The sequence below is a fragment of the Chelatococcus sp. YT9 genome, from assembly GCF_018398315.1.
GTDB lineage: Bacteria > Pseudomonadota > Alphaproteobacteria > Rhizobiales > Beijerinckiaceae > Chelatococcus.
This window is the reverse complement of sequence record NZ_JAHBRW010000001.1, coordinates 3,395,863-3,413,733: the sequence shown is the minus strand read 5'-3', so window position 1 is coordinate 3,413,733 and position 17,871 is coordinate 3,395,863. Positions and strand designations below refer to the sequence as shown.

General features: G+C 63.5%; 13 protein-coding genes. 6 read left to right on the top strand and 7 right to left on the bottom strand.

The features are described 5' to 3' along the window. The first annotated feature begins 2 nt into the window (after positions 1-2). The 3 genes from KIO76_RS15720 (at position 3) to glpD (ending at position 3,130) form a co-directional block, all read left to right on the top strand. On the top strand, positions 3-770 hold the full coding sequence (locus tag KIO76_RS15720) for an SDR family oxidoreductase (RefSeq protein ID WP_213324140.1): 768 nt from the start codon (positions 3-5) through the stop codon (positions 768-770). Between the two features lie 215 nt (positions 771-985). After that, positions 986-1,465 carry an ureidoglycolate lyase gene (locus KIO76_RS15715; protein ID WP_213324139.1) on the top strand — a complete coding sequence of 160 codons (480 nt, stop codon included), beginning with the start codon at positions 986-988 and terminating at the stop codon, positions 1,463-1,465. 90 nt (positions 1,466-1,555) lie between these two features. Next, positions 1,556-3,130: a glycerol-3-phosphate dehydrogenase gene (gene glpD, locus KIO76_RS15710; protein ID WP_213324138.1), complete on the top strand. Its 1,575-nt coding sequence runs from the start codon at positions 1,556-1,558 to the stop codon at positions 3,128-3,130. Here glpD and ahpD read toward each other — a convergent pair. After that, a complete protein-coding gene (gene ahpD, locus KIO76_RS15705; RefSeq protein ID WP_213324137.1) occupies positions 3,088-3,615 on the bottom strand; it encodes an alkylhydroperoxidase, AhpD family in 528 nt (175 codons plus the stop codon). The genes glpD and ahpD overlap by 43 nt on opposite strands. A 96-nt stretch (positions 3,616-3,711) precedes the next feature. Next, positions 3,712-4,266 carry a peroxiredoxin gene (locus KIO76_RS15700; protein WP_213324136.1) on the bottom strand — a complete coding sequence of 185 codons (555 nt, stop codon included), beginning with the start codon at positions 4,264-4,266 and terminating at the stop codon, positions 3,712-3,714. 214 nt (positions 4,267-4,480) lie between these two features. On the opposite strand from KIO76_RS15700, the gene KIO76_RS15695 reads away from it, so the two are divergent. Together KIO76_RS15695 and KIO76_RS15690 are read left to right on the top strand one after the other, a co-directional pair. Further along, complete coding sequence (locus KIO76_RS15695; protein ID WP_213324135.1) at positions 4,481-5,404, top strand: hydrogen peroxide-inducible genes activator; 924 nt, start codon at positions 4,481-4,483, stop codon at positions 5,402-5,404. Between the two features lie 127 nt (positions 5,405-5,531). Then, on the top strand, positions 5,532-6,302 hold the full coding sequence (locus tag KIO76_RS15690) for an HpcH/HpaI aldolase family protein (protein ID WP_213324134.1): 771 nt from the start codon (positions 5,532-5,534) through the stop codon (positions 6,300-6,302). A 107-nt stretch (positions 6,303-6,409) separates the two neighbouring features. On the opposite strand, the gene KIO76_RS15685 is transcribed toward KIO76_RS15690, so the two are convergent. Then, on the bottom strand, positions 6,410-8,116 hold the full coding sequence (locus KIO76_RS15685; protein ID WP_213324133.1) for an IlvD/Edd family dehydratase: 1,707 nt from the start codon (positions 8,114-8,116) through the stop codon (positions 6,410-6,412). A 157-nt stretch (positions 8,117-8,273) separates the two neighbouring features. Continuing rightward, positions 8,274-9,047, bottom strand: coding sequence for a LamB/YcsF family protein (locus KIO76_RS15680; RefSeq protein WP_213324132.1), 774 nt, complete (start codon positions 9,045-9,047; stop codon positions 8,274-8,276). 196 nt (positions 9,048-9,243) lie between these two features. On the opposite strand from KIO76_RS15680, the gene KIO76_RS31050 reads away from it, so the two are divergent. Then, complete coding sequence (locus tag KIO76_RS31050; protein ID WP_249729614.1) at positions 9,244-12,066, top strand: DNA translocase FtsK; 2,823 nt, start codon at positions 9,244-9,246, stop codon at positions 12,064-12,066. Between the two features lie 160 nt (positions 12,067-12,226). On the opposite strand, the gene scpC is transcribed toward KIO76_RS31050, so the two are convergent. The 3 genes from scpC to KIO76_RS15660 form a co-directional block, all read right to left on the bottom strand. Continuing rightward, positions 12,227-13,744, bottom strand: coding sequence for a succinyl-CoA:acetate CoA-transferase ScpC (gene scpC, locus KIO76_RS15670; protein WP_213324131.1), 1,518 nt, complete (start codon positions 13,742-13,744; stop codon positions 12,227-12,229). Between the two features lie 257 nt (positions 13,745-14,001). After that, entirely contained in the window at positions 14,002-16,236 is a 2,235-nt protein-coding gene (locus KIO76_RS15665; protein WP_213324130.1) for an amylo-alpha-1,6-glucosidase, read from the bottom strand. 96 nt (positions 16,237-16,332) lie between these two features. After that, positions 16,333-17,505, bottom strand: a complete 1,173-nt coding sequence (locus tag KIO76_RS15660; protein ID WP_213324129.1) for a glycosyltransferase family 4 protein — start codon at positions 17,503-17,505, stop codon at positions 16,333-16,335. Between the last annotated feature and the right edge of the window lie 366 nt (positions 17,506-17,871).

Genomic DNA, 17,871 nt, shown 5'->3' with positions numbered 1-17,871 from the left:
CCATGGCCAAGAACCTGTTCGATCTCACCGGCCAGACCGCCCTCGTCACCGGCTCCTCGCGCGGTCTCGGCCGCGCCATGGCGCAGGGACTCGCCGAAGCGGGCGCCGCGATTGTGCTCAACGGCGTCGACCCGGCGCGCCTCAAAACAGCGGCTGACGAGATGCGCAGTGAAGGCTTCACCGTGCATGAAGCCCCCTTCGACGTCACCGACGAAGAAGCCATCAAGGCCGCCTTCGCCAAGCTGGATGCCCAAGGGGTCGGCGTCGACATCCTCGTCAACAACGCCGGCATCCAGCTGCGGAAGCCGATGGTGGAGCTCGCAAGCGACGAATGGCGGAAGGTCATCGAGACGAACCTCACCAGCGCCTTCATCATCGGCCGGGAGGCGGCTAAACGCATGATCCCCCGCGGCCGCGGCAAGGTCATCAATATTGGCTCCCTGACGAGCGAACTCGCCCGCGCCACCGTGACCCCCTACACGGTCGCCAAGGGCGGCATCAAGATGCTGACGCGCGGCATGGCCGCCGAATGGGGAGAGCACGGCATCCAGGCCAATGCCATCGGGCCGGGCTACATGATCACCGACATGAACCAGGCGCTCATCGACAATCCGGCATTCGATGCCTGGGTCAAGGCTCGTACCCCGGCCCGGCGCTGGGGACGCCCCGAGGAGCTGATCAGCACCGTCGTCTATCTCGCCGCGCCGGCATCAAGCTATGTCAATGGCCAGCTGATTTTCGTGGACGGAGGCATGGCATCCGTCCTCTAGGGCGGAACAGCACGCGCGATTTGGATACCACCCCGGCGCTTTGGATCAGTCGTGTCAAGCAGCTTCACAACTTCTCCCCGAGATCCCTCTCCTTCAGGGGAGGGATCCGCGCCACATGCAGCGCGCATCGCGGTCATCCGAAAAGCCGCAGATCGTCCTCTGTTCGCGGGGGCCTGACGGGTCTAAAAGAGCGCGTCTTACCTCTTGGAGCTCCCATGCAACGTTTCAAAGCCGTACCGCTGACCGCTGAAGCCTTTGCACCCTACGGAGAAGTGCTCGCGCATAAGGGCGAGACCAAGCAGCAGCCCGTGCCTGGCGCATTTGACCGCACCGATGACGCCCCTGTGCCGTCGCTGGCGCTGCTGCGCATCGACGCGGCCAACGCGTTACCGGTGGTGATCGATCGGCTTGAGCGGCATCCGTTCTCGGCGCAGAGCTTCATCCCAACAGAAGGTGGACGCTGCCTGATCATCGTCTGTGATACGGCCACCGACGGTTCGCCAGATATTGCATCGACGAAGGCGTTCATCAGCGAGAAGCGCGAAGGCATCACCTACAAGCGCAACGTCTGGCACCGGAGTGTCACCGCCCTCGAAGCCCCGTCGCAGTTCGCGGTGGTCATGGCGCAGACGGGCGACGGTCGCGACAACCTCTTCTTCGATCTCCCCGCGCCGATCGAGGTCGTCGCCGATTGAACCTTCTGCCAAGCTGTCACTTTTCCGTTTGATATCCGTCGGCGCGCATCCTAGCGTGCCGGCACGCACTGATGATGGCCTGGAGACGCGGTGGTCCAGCAGCAAGCAACAGATCAGCCTGGCGAAGTCTTCGACCTGCTGGTTATCGGGGGCGGCGTCAACGGTGTTGGCATCGCCCGGGACGCTGTCGGCCGCGGCCTGAAAGTCATCCTCTGCGAACGTGACGACCTCGCCTCCGCAACGTCGTCAGCCTCCAGCAAGCTCATCCACGGCGGCTTGCGCTATCTCGAGCAATATGAATTCCGGCTGGTGCGCGAGGCACTGGCCGAGCGGGAAGTGCTGCTCGGCATCGCGCCCCACATCGTACGGCCGTTGCGTTTTGTGCTGCCACATAATGCCACGCTACGGCCAGCTTGGATGATCCGTGTCGGCCTTTTTCTCTACGATCACCTCGCCAAGCGCTCACGCCTGCCAGGCTCCCGTGGGGTCAACCTGCGGCAAGGCGCGGAAGGGGCACCGCTGAAGAAGGAGCTGACAAAAGGGTTCGTCTATTCGGACTGCGCCGTCGATGATTCCCGCCTCGTGGTGCTGAACGCCATGGATGCAGCCCAACGCGGCGCAGAAATCTTGACCCGCACCGCCTGTACCGATGCGCGGCGCGAGGGAGCGCTATGGCGCGCGACGCTGGCGGGCGAAGATGGCCGCACCCGGCACATAAAGGCGCGCGCGCTGGTGAACGCGGCGGGGCCCTGGGTGACCGATGTGCTCCAGCATGTCCTGCACGCCAATTCCAGGGATCATCTGAGGCTTGTCCAGGGCAGCCATATCGTCGTGCCGCGCCTCTATGAAGGCGACCACGCCTATATCCTGCAGAACCCGGACGAGCGCATCGTCTTCGTCATACCCTATCACGACGCTTATACGCTTATCGGGACCACGGACGTGCCTTATGACGGCGATCCCGCCGTCGCGGCGATCTCACCCGCCGAGACCCTCTATCTCTGCGCATCGGTCAGTCGCTACTTCGCACGCCAAGTAGAACCCGACGATGTGGTGTGGAGCTATTCCGGCGTGCGGCCGCTCTATGACGATGCCGCTCAAAACACGTCATCCGACAATCCCTCGACGGTCACGCGCGATTACGTGTTTGATGTCTCCGGCGGGGGTGATGGAACAGCGCCGTTGCTGTCGGTCTTCGGCGGCAAGCTCACGACCTACCGCAGGCTCGCCGAGCATGCGCTCGAAAAGCTGGCGCCGTTCCTCGACGCACCGGTCACGGGGTGGACAAAAGCCGCCCCCCTACCCGGGGGCGACCTCGGCCAGGTCAGTATCGAGAGCTTCGCCCGTGATTTCGCCGCACGCCATGCTTGGCTGCCCGCCGATCTCGCATCCCGCTATGTCCATAGCTACGGGACGCTGGCGGCAACGCTGGTCGGCGACGCGCGATCTCTGGCCGATCTGGGCGAGCATTTCGGCTCCGGGCTTTATGCCCGCGAGGCCGACTACCTCGTGGCTCATGAATGGGCACGGAGCCCGGACGATATTCTTGAACGCCGCACCAAGCTCGTGCTTGAAGCGGATGCGGCGCTTAAAGACAATCTCGGCCGCTGGTTCGCAGGACGTCAGCCGACGTCGGCGGCTTCCACCGCGATCGCCGCGGACTGAATGATCGCGGCGAAGCGCACAGCCGTCTGGATCGCTTCCGTCGTCACGCCGCCCTTGCGCAGAACGTCCTCGTGGGCGTCGATGCACATGCCGCAGCCGTTGATGGCCGAAACAGCGAGCGACCACAGCTCGAAGTCCAACTTCGGCACGCCCGGATTGCCGATGACGTTCATGCGCAGCTTCGCCGGAAGTGTCTTGTAATCCTTGTTCGCCGCCAGATGCACGAAGCGATAGTAGACGTTGTTCATGCCCATGATCGCGGCGGCGGCCTTTGCTGCTCCCAGGGTCGCCGCGTCGATATGCGCCGCAGCCTCGGCGACGAGGGCCTTGCGTACGACCTCATTCCGCGATGCGATGCCGCAGGCAACGAAGAGCCCGTATTTCTGTGCCGGTGTCAGGCTTTCGTCGCTCCCCATGGACGAGAGGTTGAGGCGAACATCCTTGGCGAAATCCGGGATCTGGGACTTGAGCGTATCAATCGACATCGGCATCCTCGACGCAAAAAACCGGCGACGCGGCCGGGACAGACAAGTGGCGGGCCCTTGGGGGAGCCCGCCAATGGCTTTACATTGGAAAGAAGATCACGCCGCCTTCAGCGTCTCGCCGCCAACCTCGCGGTTGCAGGGGCAGAGTTCGTCCGTCTGCAGCGCGTCGAGTACACGCAGCGTGTCCTTGGGGGCGCGGCCGACGTTGAGATTGGTCGCGTAGACGTGCTGGATGACGTTGTCGGGATCGACGATGAAGGTGTAGCGATAGGCGACGCCATCCGGGGAACGCACGCCGAGGCCGTCGACAAGTGATCCGTTGGTATCGGCGAAGGACCAGATCGGCAGCTTGTTCAGATCCTTGTGGTCGCGGCGCCATGCGAGCTTGACGAACTCGTTGTCCGTCGAGCCACCGAGAACGACCGCGTCGCGGTCGGAAAAGTCATCGGCAAGCCTGGCAAACTCGGCGATCTCGGTGGGGCAGACGAAGGTGAAGTCCTTCGGATAGAAGAAGATGATCTTCCACTTGCCCGGGAAGCTTGCCTCGGTGATCGCCTCGAAGGCCGAAACCCCGCCTTCCTCGTGGTTGTTGAACCCCGGCTTCACGCCGGTGACCTGGAATGTGGGCAGCTTTTCGCCGATACCGAGCATGTTGGGAATCCTCGTGCCAAAGATTGATGCGGGTTCATGTCGCAGGCCCGAAATGCCTAGACATGATTCCCTGTGGGCTTTGGCATAGCCCCTTAGGTGCAGCGCAATCAAACCGATTGTGCAAATGCGAACTATCGGCAATATCGATAGGTGTTAGTTTCCTCGACGCCGGCCTTGAGCATGCTGGCGAACCTGAATTGTGATTGGGTCAAGCGTGTTGAACGTCAGCTTTCGCCAGTTGCACTATCTTGTGGCGCTGGCCGAAACCATGTCCTTCTCGCGCGCCGCAGAACGGGTCGGAGTGACGCAATCGACCCTGAGCGCCGCCATACGCGCACTTGAAGCCGAGCTCGGCACCGAACTTGTCGACCGCTCCGCCAGGGCCATCCAGCTTCTGCCGGCCGGTGAGGCCATTACGAGGCGAGCCAAGTCGATCATCGGCCTCGTGGAAGAATTGCCGGACCATGTGGCGGGAGCGTTGCGCCCGCTAACCACGCCATTGCGCCTGGGGGTCATTCCATCAGTAGCACCCTTCATCCTGCCGAAGGTCGTTCCCAGCTTGCGAGACGCCTATCCGGAGCTGCATCTCTTTGTCCGCGAAGGGCTCACCCGCTCGCTTCTCGAAGCCTTACGCAATGGCGGCCTCGATGCCGCGCTCATCGCTACGCCATACGCCATCGAGGGACTGGACTGCGAAATACTGGGTGACGATCTGTTCCACCTCGCGGTGCCGCTCGACCACCCCTTTGCCAATCGCGAGACCGTGGAGTTCGGAGAACTCAGAGGCGAACGGCTTTTGCTGCTCGAGGCCGGGCACTGTCTGCGCGAGCATGTCATTGCAGCCATAGGCCTCGACGATTTGCCCGAGGCAGAGGATGTCCGCGCGGCCAGCATCATGACTCTCGTGCAAATGGTCGAGTTCGGCATGGGCGTGACGCTGTTGCCCGACATTGCAGTGGAAGCTGGCGCGACGCGGGGGGCGCGCCTTCAGCTTTTGCCTTATGCGAACACACGCGCCAAGCGAAGCCTCGCGCTCGTCTGGCGTACGGGCGCCGCCCGGCGCGGCGACTATCTGTTGCTGGCCAATCATCTCCGCGACTACTGCCTGCCGCATCGCCCGGTGAAGACGAACATTTAGCAGACCTGCCGGGCTGACATGACGAGCCAGACGGCCGAGGCGAGGCGTCCAGCAAGACCCTTGCCCCGGCCGACCTTTAGGTTGATCCTGCGCGCCACTGTGACGACACAACGAACAGGACAGCGTGATGCGAACCGATCTCCCCGCCAATTCCTTCAAGTCCAGACTACAGGCGGGCAACCCGTTGATCGGCTTCTGGCTGACGACGGCAAGCCCGACGTCGACGGAGATCGCTGCCGGTGCAGGCTTCGATTGGCTGCTCATTGACATGGAGCATTCGCCGAACGAGCTGCCGGATATCGGCCATCATTTGCGCGCCGCGGAAGGCGGTGTCGCTGAACCGATCGTCCGGGTGCCGTGGAACGAGCCGGTCCTGGTGAAACGTCTGCTCGATCTGGGTGCGCGCACGCTGCTCTTTCCCTATGTGCAATCGGCGGAAGAAGCGCGACAGGCAGTCGCCGCCACCCGCTACCCCCCGCACGGGATACGCGGACTGAGCGGCCTCAGCCGCGCCAACCGTTACGGTCGTGTTCCCGACTACTTCGGGCGAGCGGCCGACGAGATCTGCGTTCTGGTGCAGGTCGAGACCCGCCGGGGCCTCGACGCCATCGAGGACATCGCTGCGATCGATGGGGTCGATGGCCTCTTCATCGGTCCGGCCGACCTTTCCGCCGATTTCGGGAAAGCCGGCAAATGGCGTGAACCGGAGATCTGGAGCGCGATCATCGAGGGCGGCCGACGCATCAAGGCAGCCGGAAAAGCGGCTGGCTTCCTCTCGGCCTCGGAGGCTGACTGCCGCGATGTCATCGCCGCCGGCTTCACCTTCGTTGCCGTCGGCATCGATGCCGGGATACTGGCACGGCAGACGGACGCGCTCGTCAAGACCTACAAGGGTTGAACATTGGGCAGCTGATCCAATCTCGCGTTCCTCCATCCCTTACCCCCGCCTGCCGGCCAAGGGACGGGGACGCGCCGCGGCACGCATCCACAGCCACGAAGGCAGCCTTATTTCCCTGGCGACCGTGCCATGAAGTCGAAATCGCAGCCCTCGTCGGCCTGGGTCACGCTGTCATGGTAGAGCCTGGCGTAGCCCCGCTCCGGGACGGGTTGCGGCGGCTCGGCCGCGAGTGCCGCCTTCCGCGCGGCCATCTCGGCCTCGTCGATGAGGAGATCGATGCGCCGGGCGCCGACGTCGAGACGGATGCGATCGCCCGTTCGCACGAGGGCCAGGGGGCCGCCGACCGCTGATTCCGGGGTGATATGCAGCACGATGGTACCGAAGGCCGTGCCGCTCATGCGCGCATCGGAGATGCGCACCATGTCCTTGACGCCCTGGCGGCCGAGCTTCTTTGGAATTGGCAGATAGCCGGCCTCAGGCATGCCCGGGGCACCCTTCGGGCCGGTGTTGCGCAGCACGAGGACATCGTCCGCGCTGACGTCGAGGTCCGGGTCGTCGATGCGGGCGCCCATGTCGGCGACATTCTCGAACACAACGGCGCGGCCAGTATGCTTCAGCAAAGCCGGGCTTGCCGCCGCCTGCTTGATGATGGCACCACGAGGCGCGAGATTACCATAGAGAACCGCCATGGAGCCGACATCCTTGATCGGCTTGTCGCGCGCCCGGATGACATCCTGGCCGGGCACGTCCTCCGCCGCGGCCACGACGTCGCGCAATGTGCCACCCGCGACCGTCGCGGCGTCGAGATCGATGAGATCGCCGAGATTGGCGAGGAGCTTGGGGACGCCGCCGGCATGATGGAAATGCTCCATGTAATGCTGGCCCGACGGCTTGAGATCGACCAGAACCGGTGCTTCCCGGCCAATCTCGTCGAGTTCGTCCAATGAGAAAGCATGCGGTGTTCGGTTGGCGATCGCCGCGAGGTGAACGACGCCATTAGTCGACCCGCCGATGGCCTGTAGGACGACTGCTGCGTTGCGGAAGGCGGCCGGCGTCAGCAGATCGCTCGGCTTAGGTCCGCCAGCCACCGCGATTTCGGCCGCGCGTCGTCCGCTGGCTTCGGCGAGGCGCACACGTTCCGCGTGAGGCGCGGGAATGGTGCCGCTCATCGGTAAGGCGAGCCCCATGGCCTCGGTTACGCAGGCCATGGTACTGGCGGTGCCCATCACCATGCAGGTGCCCACTGACGGCGCGAGGCGTCCGTTCACCACCTCGATCTCGGCTGCGTCCATCTCGCCAGCGCGATGGGCGCTCCACAGGCGTCGGCAATCGGTACAGGCCCCGAGCACCTCGCCCTTGTGGTGGCCGACGACCATCGGGCCCACCGGTACGACCACCGTCGGCAGATTGACGCTGGCCGCCGCCATGATCTGCGCGGGCAGCGTCTTGTCGCAGCCTCCTATGACCACGACGGCGTCCATGGGCTGAGCGCGGATCATCTCCTCGGTGTCCATCGCCATAAGATTGCGCAGGAACATGGATGTTGGATGCGCGAAGCTCTCGTGGATGGAGATGGTCGGGAACACCATCGGCATGGCACCCGCCAGCATGACGCCGCGCTTCACGGCCTCAACCAGTTGCGGCACGTTGCCGTGGCACGGGTTATAGTCGCTATAGGTATTGGTGATACCGACGATCGGGCGATCGAGGGCATCGTCGGAATAGCCCATGGCCTTGATGAAGGCTTTGCGGAGAAACAGCGAAAATCCGTCGTCGCCGTAGCTGGTCAAACCCTTGCGCAGCCCGCGGGCCATATCCGTGTCCTCACCGCATTCCGTTTTGATTATCCCTTACCTCCTGAAAAGCACGGCTTCGCAGCGGTCCGGTTGAACCACTCTAAAGTGATACCCGCCCGACGGCCATGACCAGGATGGGGGCAGCGGCAATTTTTTGGCAGAGTCGGTTGACGTCTCAGCGAGTTTCGCCGGACGCGAAGGGCCTCACCGCGATGCCAGCCTTCGTCAACGCGGCACGCACCGCGGCGGCCGCTGCAACGGCCTGGGGATTGTCACCATGCACGCAGATGGAATCGATCCCCACCTTCAGGCGCTTGCCCGAGGTGGTGATGATGGCTCCCTCCTCCACCATGCGCATGACATGAGCGACGATCGCCTCAGGCTGGTGCAGGACCGCCCCAGCGACCTTGCGGCTGGTGAGATTGAAACTGTCGTCGTAGGTCCGGTCGGCAAAAATTTCTCTCGCCAGCGGCAGGCCAACAGCTTCTCCCGCCCGTTCCAGAGCCGTGCCAGGCATGACGAGGAAGACCAGATCCCGATCGACCGCGCGGATTGCGGCAGCCAGGGCGCGTGCGAGCTCGTCGTCCTCGGCCGCGATATTGGAAAGCGCGCCGTGGAGCTTCACGTGGGTCACCTTATGGCCCACGAGTGCTGCCACGGCCTGGAAGGCGCCGACCTGATAAGCGACCATCATCGCCGTGTCGGACGGGCGATCACCCCTTATCGCCCGTCGGCCGAAGCCCCAGAGGTCGTTGAATCCGGGGTGGGCACCGATGGAGACGCCCTTGGCCTGTGCCTCACGTGCAACATTCGCCATAATAAGCGGGTCCCCCGCATGGAAACCGCAAGCGAGGTTGGCCGACGTGATGATGTCGAGCATCGCCGAATCATCCCCCATGCTCCAAGGACCGAAGCCCTCGCCCATATCGGCGTTCAGATCCACGAGCATGTCCGTTTTCCCCTTTCCGAGACTTGCGGCGCCGGCACACAGGCAGGCGCTGGAAGCCTGCGAGAGTACGATGCGGTGCATGTACGCACAGAATAGCGCGACAAACCCATCCTTCGTTAAGGATGTAATTCATATTCCCTGCCAAGGTCACCGCTCAGAGCGTTGAGCGTAGGCGTAACAGGGTAGTCGACGGCACATGCAATCTCCGGCACAGCCTCCGAAACTGAACAACTCGCGTGGTGATTCCTACCTCGCCAAGGGCGGGGAGCGTGGGCATAGACCAGCTACGGCTTCGGATGCCCATGAGCGGGCAAGCTATGCACCTGCAGGGCTCAGGCCTGATCCACTGGATGGCCCGCCTGCACCGAGCTGGCTGCAGTTCTTCGCCATGGGCTCCAACGCCCGTTTCACCCGTACACCGGATTACCTGCTGCGCACCGACTATGATTCGGCGGCCGATGCGAGCGACAGTGAGCGGCTCATGCCGGCAGCCAGTGACATCGCCGACGCGCTCTACCGGGAAGACCGTGCCGCCATGGAAACGCGGCTGCCGCCAACGACGCTTCCTCCACCGTCGTTGATGCCGCCCCATGCCGTGTCAAGCCCGGCCGCCCCGACCGCGGACAAGCAATATGTCTGGCGAGAGGCGCCACGGCAGCTGAGTGCGAGCGCACCGCCCGCGTCGGAACAACCCGCGCAGCAGACGCCCCCTATCGCGGATCTTTCGTCACCTGTCTCCAACTTTACCGCCGCTCATGAAGCCTATGAGGCTGATGGAATGGACGAGAAGCCGCAGACCGGAGACTTCCAAAGCGGCGGGGTTGCAGAAGATGCCGGCGGGCCTTGGCCAGATGGCGTCTGGGACATGTCCGAACAGGAATGGCCGGACGCAGATCCCTTCCAGGTCATTGTGGACGATGGCGAGGAGACCGATGCCTCGGTTGCGCCCGGCCGTGTCTCGCGGCTGCAGAGTCTCGCCGAAATCATCCAGATCGGCCTCACGTCCCTGCCACGCGGGGATGCACTGCAGGACAATGATCCGGCGGCTAGGCAGCGCGCCGAGCCCCCGGCGGCTCTCGCCGCCGACAGCGCGCCCGTGCCGGCCGAACCGTTGCCCGGTTCTAGCGAGGCGCCCGCACACCGTCCGCCGCCGCTGATCGCTCGTCAAAAGGCGGTGCGGCAGCAGCCAACTGAAATGCCAACAGCCCCCGTCGCTGCAGCCCCAGCTCCGCTGACACCCTCCGTCTCGGTCCACGTGTCCTTCGGATGGCTGCCGCCCGCCATGGGACCTGCTCTGGAACCAGGCACGGATACGGCGACGGACGTTGCACCCGTGGCGACGGCAGACGAAGAGAGCGTCGTCGAGCCTGTTGTCACCGAGGCTGCCGAGGACGCGGCCTCCGCCATGTCCATGACCGGCAGGGCGCCAACCGAGACGAAAGCCGAAGTTTCCGTCTCCGCGGCTGAAACCGAGCAGGCGCCGGAACCGAGCCCGGCGCCGCGCCTTCTCGGCGCCGGCTTCGAGCTGCCTTCGCTCGAGTTGCTCACGGAACCATCGGCGAGCGAGCCCAATCTCGAGCATTCGGAAGAACTGCTCGAGAAGAACTCGGTTGGCCTACAGCAGATCCTGCATGACTTCGGCATCCGCGGCGAAATCATCGACGCCAACCCCGGCCCGGTGGTGACGCTCTACGAGCTGGAGCCCGCGCCCGGCACCAAGTCCTCCCGCGTCATCGGGCTCGCCGACGACATCGCCCGTTCCATGAGCGCGATCTCGGCCCGCGTCGCCGTGGTGCCGGGCCGCAACGTCATCGGCATCGAGCTGCCGAACAAGACGCGCGAGACCGTGTGGCTGAGGGAGCTTCTGTCGAGCCGTGATTTCGAGACGGCGCAGATGAAGCTCGGCCTGTGCCTCGGCAAGACCATCGGCGGCGAGCCGATCATCGTCGATCTCGCGCGCATGCCGCACCTCCTCGTCGCCGGCACCACCGGCTCGGGCAAGTCGGTCGCCATCAACACCATGATCCTGAGCCTGCTCTACCGGCATTCTCCGGAAGCCTGCCGGCTCATCATGATCGATCCGAAGATGCTGGAACTCTCCATCTACGAGGGCATCCCGCATCTCCTGACGCCTGTCGTGACCGACCCGCGCAAGGCGGTCGTCGCCCTGAAATGGGCGGTGCGCGAGATGGAGGACCGCTACAAGAAGATGTCGAAGCTCGGTGTGCGCAACATCGACGGCTTCAACGCCCGCGCCGTCGAGGCGCGCGCCCAGGGCACCCAGGACGACTTCCTCGACAGCGACGGCGAGCCCATCGACATGACCCCCCTGCCCTATATCGTGGTGGTGGTCGATGAGATGGCCGACCTGATGATGGTCGCGGGCAAGGACATCGAAGGCGCCATCCAGCGCCTCGCCCAGATGGCGCGCGCCGCCGGCATCCACCTGATCATGGCAACGCAGCGCCCGTCGGTCGATGTCATCACCGGCACGATCAAGGCCAACTTCCCGACCCGCATCTCCTTCCAGGTGACATCGAAGATCGACAGCCGCACCATCCTGGGAGAACAGGGGGCCGAACAGCTCCTCGGCCAGGGCGACATGCTCTATATGGCCGGCGGCGGCCGCCTCACCCGCGTGCACGGCCCCTTCGTCTCCGACCGCGAGGTCGAGAAGGTCGTCGATCACCTCAAGCTGCAGGGCCGGCCCGACTATCTCGATGCCGTGACGACGAGCGACGACGACGAGCAGCCCGCGCCCGAGGCAGCCGGCGACGGCGAGGACGGCGCGGTCTTCGACAAAACCGGCATGGGTTCGTTCGGCGAGGAGGGCGGCGACCTCTACGACCAGGCCGTCATGATCGTGCTGAGGGACAAGAAGGCCTCGACCTCCTATATCCAGCGCCGTCTGCAGATCGGCTACAACCGCGCCGCCTCAATCATGGAGCGCATGGAGAACGAGGGCATCGTAGGGCCGGCGAACCACGCCGGCAAGCGCGAGATCCTGAAGGAGATATGAGCGGCTCCCGCCAGGCGCATGCGAAGGCCCGGCTCGCCCGGGCCTTTTTATTTGCCTGTCCTGTGGTGAGTGTTCGCCCCCACCCCTTCCGCCTCCCCCATGCGGGGAGGGGGAAGGGGTGGGGTAAGCCACGGCGAACCCCGGGCCCGGCGAGGCCTCCTCAAAACCGCATCGTGCCCGTCTCGATGAAGCGTTGATGCCAGGACAGGGCTTCTCCCGGGAGGCAGGGCGACTGCTGGCCATAGGAGTGCTCGCGCGCGCGCCGGAAGTAGTCCGCGAGCGCCGGGCGAAAATCCGGGTGGGCGCAGTTCTCGATGATCACCTTGGCGCGCTGTTTGGGCGAGAGGCCGCGCAGGTCCGCGAGCCCCTGCTCCGTCACGATGACCTGCACATCCTGGTTGATGTGGTCGACATGGCTCGCCATGGGCACGATCGCCGAGATCTGCCCCTTCTTTGCAGTCGATGGCGTCACGAAGATCGAGACATAAGCATTGCGGGCGAAGTCCCCCGAACCGCCGATGCCGTTCTGGATGCGAGAACCCATCACGTGGGTCGAATTGACATTGCCGTAGATGTCAGCCTCGATCAGGCCGTTCATGGCGATGCAGCCGAGCCGACGGATGAGCTCCGGGTGATTGCTGATCTCCTGGGGGCGCAGGATAATGCTATTTCGGAAGCGATCCATGTCCGCATTAAGCGCAGCGGCTGCCTCGGGACTAAGCGAAAAGCTCGTAGCGGAAGCCATCCTCAGCTTGCCCGCGGCAAGGAGATCAAGCATCCCGTCCTGAATGACTTCTGTATAGGCCGTCATATTCTCGAAAGGGCTGTCGAGCAGGCCCGCGAGCACCGCATTGGCGATATTGCCAACGCCCGATTGCAGGGGCAGCAGCGACGGCGGCAGACGGCCCCGGGCGACCTCGTGCTTGAGGAACTCCAGGAGGTGGCCGGCGATCGCACGTGCGGCTTCGTCGGGCGGTGAGAATGGCAGGTTGCGGTCGGGCGCATCAGTCTCCACGATCGCGACGATCTTGTCCGGGTTGCAGCGCAGGATCGTCTCACCGATGCGATCATCCGGCCTCACGAGCGGAATGGGCACCCGGTTCGGAGGCAAGGCAGTTCCATAGTAAATGTCGTGCATGCCCTCAAGCGCGGCATTCTGCCAACTGTTGACCTCAAGGATCACTTGGCTCGCCTGCTCGATCCAGGTCTTGTTGTTACCAACCGACGACGAGGGAATAAGGCTGCCATCGGCGCGAATACCCGCGACTTCGATGACGGCGGTGTCGAGCGGCCCGAGGAAACCTTGCCAGGCCATGGGCGCGACCTGGCTCAGATGCATGTCAAAATAATCCATCTCGCCGCGGTTTATCTTCTCGCGTGCGACCGGATCGGAGTTATAGGGCAAGCGAAACTCAATGCCGTCAGCCTTCGCCAAGGCGCCATCAAGTTCCGGACCGGTTGAGGCCCCGGTCCAGATACGGACGCGGAACGGGTCGCCTGCGGCATGGGCCGCCTCGATGCGGGCAGCGAGCGCCATGGGCACAGCTTTCGGATAACCAGCGCCGGTGAACCCGCTCATGCCAATCGTCGTGCCGGAGGCAATGAGCGATGCCGCCTCCTCGGCGGTCGCAATCTTAGTCCGCAGCCGCTCACTTGCGATACGCCCACGATCGATCATGGCGTTCCTCCTGTGCGTTCGAGCCGGGTGCCGGCGATTGAGCCAGCGTCCCACGCCTTCTACACAGGACAGCGATCGCTCCGTGTCAATTCGCGAAGACTAGTAGCATCACTGCGGCAATTGCACGCAAACGGTCATGATTTCGACTGTATAGCGGAGAGCGCAACGGTTTCACGCGGGCTCATCTTGGGCACGCGGGGTGATTTGCTACCATCGCCGCAGATCTTTCGTTGTGGAGGCCCAAAGACGTCGAGCTCTCAGTTGCGCGTCAGCACCCGAACGTCTCCCCGCCGCGAGAGCACATTGACCACCACCTGATGGCCGGCCCGGCGCAAGGCGACATCTACGGACCCGTCGCCGACCGCCAGCCGGCGCAACGTGACCTCGTCGAGAAAGTCAGGCAACGCTGGCTCATTAAAGACCGTCTCGCGCTCGGCCATGTTGAAGCCGAGCCCGAGACAGGACTGGATCAGCGACAAAGGCGCGGCTGCGGCCCAGGCTTGGGGAATACAGGCCACGGGGTAGAATGTGGGTCCGCGGCTGCGTTGACGCGGGAAGCCGCAGAACAATTCGGGCAGTCGACGGTGATCGATGTACAGCGAGGTGGAAAAGAGCCCCTCGAAAATACGAGCAGCCTGCGTGCGGAAGCCATAACGGGCAAATCCAGCCGCGATGATCGCATTGTCATGGGGCCAGACAGAGCCATTGTGGTAGCTCATGGGATTGTAGCGCGCCTCGGTGGAAGCGATGGTGCGCACCCCCCAGCCGGAAAATGACGAACGCGCCATCAGGGTCTCGACGACGACGGGTGCCCGCTCGGGAAAGGCAATGCCTGTGAACAGCGCATGGCCAGCATTGGAAGCGCGGATACGGCAAGGCTTCTTGTGCCCGTCGAGCGCAAGGACATAGGTCGAGAGCTCCTCGTCGAAGAAGGCCTCGTCAAACCGCTTGCGCAGCATACGCGCCTTGTCGTTGAACTCCTGCGCGCGACGCCCGTATCCCAGAGCGCGCGCGACGCCCGCGGCAGCCTGCCAGGCGCCGTAGACATAAGCTTGCACCTCCACCAGCGCGATAGGCCCCGCGGCCAATGTGCCATCGGCGTGGAAGACGGAATCATGGCTGTCCTTCCAGCCCTGATTGATCAGCCCATCCGCGGTGCGACGACCATATTCGACGAAACCGTCCCCGTCGCGATCACCGTCGGTCTCGATCCACTTGAGCGCCGCGTCGATATGCGGCCACAGCTTCGTCATGATACCGAGATCACCCGTTCGCTCGAAATAAGCGCCGGCGAGCATCACGAAAAGCGGCGTGGAATCAACGCTGCCATAATAGCGCCGGAACGGGACCTCGCCGAGCTCTGCCATCTCGCCCTGACGCAGTTCATGCAGGATCTTGCCCGGCTCGGCATCCGCGACGGGATCGTGTCGCGTCGCCTGGTTGGCAGCCAGATGGCAGAGCACCCCGCGGGCGATATTAGGATCGAGCCAGAGCATCTCGAGTGCCGTGATCAGCGCATCACGCCCGAATACAGTGCTGAACCAGGGGATGCCCGCATAGGGATAGGGCCCCTCCGGCGTGTCGGTTACAAGCATATAGAGATCGGAGACGCTGCGACGCACCGCCTCGTTGCAGATCTCGTTGGAAGTCGCGACCGTGGCGGCTCGGGACGATGAAGCCCTGAGAGCCCGCCGCGAATCGCGCAAGGCAACGAAGAAGGCGCGGCGAGTATCATGATGACGGGCCGACGGCTCCCTGCGGCCACCGGCGTCGCAACGGATCTCGACGAAGGCGAGCTGAGCCTCGCGTGGCGCCAGCGAAAATTCGAACACGGCTTCCGAAGGCGTGAGTTCGGCGGGGGCGGGATCGAAATGGAGGCAGGTCTCGCGCCTTTGGGCATCAAGGCCGGTATATGCAAGCGTTACGGAATGCGGTGTGATCTCCGCCGCGTGATCACGGCCGCGCCTCTCGCGGCGGGTCCCCCGCACTTCGAAAATATCCGCGAAATCCGCCGCGAATGCGATCTCGATACGCACCTTGCGATGGCGCTCGTCGAAATTGCGAACGGAGAGACGCTCGAAGCATGCACCATTCCATAGAAAGCGCGACCGCCTGATATGGACAAGGTCATGGCCCAACACGAGCTTGCCAGTGTCGTCATAGAGATCCGGGTTTGTGAGATCGCAGGTCAGCGAAGCATTGTCGTCACGCAAGGTCGACGACAAAAGCATCGGCCTGACGCCGCCCACAGTCAGAAAGAAATGGGACAGGTGGCGCGTATCGCGATGATAGATGCCTTCCGGACTGCCCGGACCCGCGAGCGCATCGCCATTGTGATCGAAAACGGCAAAAGTATCGCCATGCTTCAACGTTCGCGGCCGTCGCTCCTGGAGCGACGCGGCCGCTGGGATGAAGAACTGGGCAAGTGGCGCATCGCCCACATTCAGCGGCGCAGGCGCATGCGCCGCAGCCTCAGCCGTCCGTGTCTGCATCGTGTCAGTCCGCTGTCGTCATCCATCCTGAGGCCAGTGCCTGCGTCGGCATAGCTGATGCAGCAGCACGACGAGGATCTCGTGGCACTGCCACGGTCAGGCAACCACCTGCAACGGGACATCCCTGGATGGCAAGGACCGCTCCGCCTCGCCGGAGCGGCTTTCCACCAGATCCCGGTAGATTGCCAGATAGGCACGGGCCATTTGTTCCACCGTGAAGCGGCGCATGAAGGTCTCCCGAACCCGGCGTCGGCTCAGGTCATCGATGCGGCTGACCGCTTCAACGGCCTCATCCACATCATGCACGATAAACCCACTGACACCATCGTCAATCACCTCCGGCACGGAGCCGCTGCCAAAAGCAATGACGGGCGTGCCACAAGCCATCGCCTCGATCATCACTAGACCGAAGGGCTCTGGCCAATCGATGGGAAAGAGTAGCGCCCGGGCATTGCCCAGGAACGCCGGCTTCTGCGCGTCGTTGATTTCACCGATGAAGGTCACGTTGGGATGCGATGCTATCAACGGCGAGATCACTTCATCCCAGTAGGCCTGGTCAACTTTGTCGACCTTGGCTGCGATCTTGAGCGGCATTCCCGAGCGCGCGGCGATAGCGATAGCGCGATCGGGCCGTTTTTCCGGGGATATGCGCCCCAGGAAGGCGAGATAGTCGCCCTGTGGTTCAGACACGAATGGCAACAAATCGGCAGGCAACCCATGCGGCACCGTCCCGACCCAATTCACCGGAGGCATCGGCCGGCGCTGATTATCGGAAATAGACACAAGCGGGATCTCCGGGAAAGCCCGATAGAAAGGCTCCAGATCCGGAAGGTCGAGCCGCCCATGCAGCGTAGTAAGCGTGCGTTTGGCGATACCATTGATCAGGGGCGCATGCAGGAGATCCACATGGAAATGAAGGACGTCGAACTCTTCGGCCCGGCGCCGCACCTGATCGAGCATGATCATATGATATGGGATGGGGTCGCGTACCGCGGGATTCAACCGCAGCGCCATCTCAGCGCAAGGCACGAGCTTCGCCTTCGTGCGGGAGTCCCCACTGGCGAACAGTGTGACATCGTGCCCCAATCGCACCAGTTCCTCGGTCAGAAACGACACGATCCGCTCGGTGCCGCCATAGAGACGTGGCGGACAACATTCGGCAAGGGGAGCGATCTGGGCAATTCTGAGAGGCTTGCTCGCGGTGGAAAATGCATTGTGGACAGGACGAGGCAGAAATGTTGGCGTGGAACCGTCTATCGCTGTGCTCATGGCATGAGTTTCCCGGCGCTGAACGCGCGACACCCCCGGTGTGTTCACCATGGATAGTTAATGCGCGGGGGCGCGATCGGATCCCTCAAGCCGGGTAAAAAAAGCAGGGACCAAGCTTACCTCAAGATTTCTCGCCAAGTCCGCGCCCCCTCAATCCGGGTAATCCAAATGCGAGCCGCGACGCAACCATCCGGAACGCGTGTCGAAATATCGAACGATCGGCGGCGTTGATTGCGGAGAGGCTTGTCCACGAGCGAAAGCAGGAGCTTCCCGGGGCCTCGTCAAATGCGTGAGCTTGACTTCCTCAGGATTGTCATCGCGGGAACAGCCTGAACACATCAAGATCCAAAAGGCCTTGCGCGCAAA

Bases quoted from the DNA above. Each gene is read 5' to 3' on its own strand.
- KIO76_RS15720 (WP_213324140.1), top strand. From the start codon at position 3: ATGGCCAAGAACCTGTTCGATCTCACCGGCCAGACCGCCCTCGTCACC.
- KIO76_RS15715 (WP_213324139.1), top strand. From the start codon at position 986: ATGCAACGTTTCAAAGCCGTACCGCTGACCGCTGAAGCCTTTGCACCC.
- ahpD (WP_213324137.1), bottom strand. From the start codon at position 3,615: ATGTCGATTGATACGCTCAAGTCCCAGATCCCGGATTTCGCCAAGGAT.
- KIO76_RS15700 (WP_213324136.1), bottom strand. From the start codon at position 4,266: ATGCTCGGTATCGGCGAAAAGCTGCCCACATTCCAGGTCACCGGCGTG.
- KIO76_RS15690 (WP_213324134.1), top strand. From the start codon at position 5,532: ATGCGAACCGATCTCCCCGCCAATTCCTTCAAGTCCAGACTACAGGCG.
- KIO76_RS15685 (WP_213324133.1), bottom strand. From the start codon at position 8,116: ATGGCCCGCGGGCTGCGCAAGGGTTTGACCAGCTACGGCGACGACGGA.
- KIO76_RS15680 (WP_213324132.1), bottom strand. From the start codon at position 9,047: ATGCTCGTGGATCTGAACGCCGATATGGGCGAGGGCTTCGGTCCTTGG.
- KIO76_RS31050 (WP_249729614.1), top strand. From the start codon at position 9,244: ATGCAATCTCCGGCACAGCCTCCGAAACTGAACAACTCGCGTGGTGAT.
- scpC (WP_213324131.1), bottom strand. From the start codon at position 13,744: ATGATCGATCGTGGGCGTATCGCAAGTGAGCGGCTGCGGACTAAGATT.
- KIO76_RS15665 (WP_213324130.1), bottom strand. From the start codon at position 16,236: ATGCAGACACGGACGGCTGAGGCTGCGGCGCATGCGCCTGCGCCGCTG.
- KIO76_RS15660 (WP_213324129.1), bottom strand. From the start codon at position 17,505: ATGAGCACAGCGATAGACGGTTCCACGCCAACATTTCTGCCTCGTCCT.